The organism is Oleiphilus sp. HI0125 (genome assembly GCF_001635355.1).
On record NZ_LWGF01001437.1, the window covers coordinates 1 to 1,170 of the forward strand.

Below are 1,170 nucleotides of genomic sequence, written 5' to 3' on the forward strand. Positions count from 1 at the left end.
GCGCATCGGGAACTCAAAACCACTATTTATAAGTGCGCAGCGCACACGTTCACGGCTTTCTTTTACGGCCGCCTCGGGTAAACCAACAACGGTAAATGAAGGCAGACCATTGGATAGATGCGTTTCAACACGCACGGAAGGGGATTCAACGCCGAACAATGCCCGCGTTTTCACAATAGACAAACTCATTACGCATCCTTGCTCAAATATTGCACAACCATGGTGCAAGTTTTACTTTGCCATCCTTAGCAAAGCTTTTTGACCAAACGAGTGTTACTCGTCGATTTTACTTTGTAAGTCCTGTACAGACTTTTCTAACTGTTCAAGCATTTCTCTCGTGCGCTCTAGCACTGCTTGTTGTGCATCGAACTCTTCACGAGATACTAGATCCAACTTATTGATAACACTAGAAATAACAATCTTCAGATTGTTTGAAATCTCGTCCTGTGCAGCTTTACCAAATTCAGGAAAAACTTGATTAACCTGATCTTGAATCACTCCGAATAATTGCTGAGGGTTCAACATAGTCTCTTACCAACTGTCTAAAACTGGCGCCAAGTCTACCATTGCCCTCCATCGAATCACAGTTGAAGAATACGCACCAAAATAAAGCACCAAAACAGTGCGTAGCACACATACTCGCCCTTCTTAAGCGCACTTTTCAAAAACAAAACATCAAAAAATATTCATAAGCGACTGATTATTATGAACTTTTAATCATTGGCACACAGACTGCTTTATCAGTTCACTACGATGCAGCAGAAGACTCGCTGCCCAGTCGAGACAGAAATAATAATGAAATAGGCGGCATAATAAGGAGACATATATGAAACTCGTAACTGCCATTATCAAGCCTTTCAAGCTGGACGATGTGCGAGAAGCATTATCTGAAATTGGCGTGCAAGGTATTACGGTAACTGAAGTAAAAGGCTTCGGTCGTCAGAAAGGTCACACAGAACTATACCGCGGTGCGGAATACGTTGTGGACTTCCTTCCAAAAGTAAAAATCGAAGTAGCTATTGGCTCTGATTTACTTGATCAAGTAATCGAAGCAATCTCTAAAGCTGCAAACACAGGAAAAATCGGTGACGGTAAGATCTTCGTTTCTGCTCTTGAGCAAGCGATTCGTATCCGTACCGGCGAAACCGGCACTGACGCTGTATAACCATT

General features: G+C 42.6%; 3 protein-coding genes. 1 reads left to right on the forward strand and 2 read right to left on the reverse strand.

What is annotated here, in order from left to right; all coding sequences use genetic code 11:
- Positions 1-189 (reverse strand): magnesium chelatase domain-containing protein (locus tag A3762_RS24490; RefSeq protein ID WP_304439328.1); only part of this gene is annotated, 189 nt, incomplete at its 3' end.
- Between the two features lie 84 nt (positions 190-273).
- Positions 274-525 carry an accessory factor UbiK family protein gene (locus A3762_RS24495; protein ID WP_068473212.1) on the reverse strand — a complete coding sequence of 84 codons (252 nt, stop codon included), beginning with the start codon at positions 523-525 and terminating at the stop codon, positions 274-276.
- 301 nt (positions 526-826) lie between these two features.
- Between A3762_RS24495 and glnK the strand changes: the two genes are divergently transcribed.
- Positions 827-1,165, forward strand: a complete 339-nt coding sequence (gene glnK, locus A3762_RS24500) for a P-II family nitrogen regulator (protein WP_068474092.1) — start codon at positions 827-829, stop codon at positions 1,163-1,165.
- The last annotated feature ends 5 nt before the right edge of the window (positions 1,166-1,170 follow it).

What these genes read in the sequence shown, in the direction of transcription:
- A3762_RS24495 (WP_068473212.1), bottom strand. Translation starts at nt 525, where the DNA reads ATGTTGAACCCTCAGCAATTATTCGGAGTGATTCAAGATCAGGTTAAT.
- glnK (WP_068474092.1), top strand. Translation starts at nt 827, where the DNA reads ATGAAACTCGTAACTGCCATTATCAAGCCTTTCAAGCTGGACGATGTG.